General features: G+C 72.4%; 1 protein-coding gene. It reads left to right on the forward strand.

Going from position 1 to position 388, the window contains the following annotated elements; translation table 11 throughout:
* Positions 1-388: Rossmann-fold NAD(P)-binding domain-containing protein (locus tag AC066S_RS39990; RefSeq protein WP_478272093.1), on the forward strand; the 388-nt coding region annotated here is incomplete at both ends.

Genomic DNA, 388 nt, shown 5'->3' on the forward strand with positions numbered 1-388 from the left:
GCGAGCGTGCTGCGCATTCCCGGCATCTACCGGCCCGACCGCGAGGGCGGCACCCCCGAGGCCCGGCTGCGCCGCGGCACGCCCGCACTCGCGCGCGAAGACGACGTGTACACCAACCACATCCATGCCGACGACCTTGCCCGCGCCTGCGTGGCGGCCCTCTGGCGCGGCCTGCCGCAGCGCATCTACCACGTGAGCGACGCGAGCGACCTGAAGATGGGCGACTACTTCGACCTCGCCGCCGACCTGTACGGCCTGCCGCGCCCACGCAGGATCACGCGCGCCCAGGCGCGGGAGGAACTCTCGCCGATGCTGCTGAGCTTCATGGGCGAATCGCGCCGGCTCGACGCCACGCGGCTCGCGAAGGCGTTGCGGGTGACGTTGCGTT

This window comes from Bradyrhizobium sp. CFUWI, from assembly GCF_056429085.1.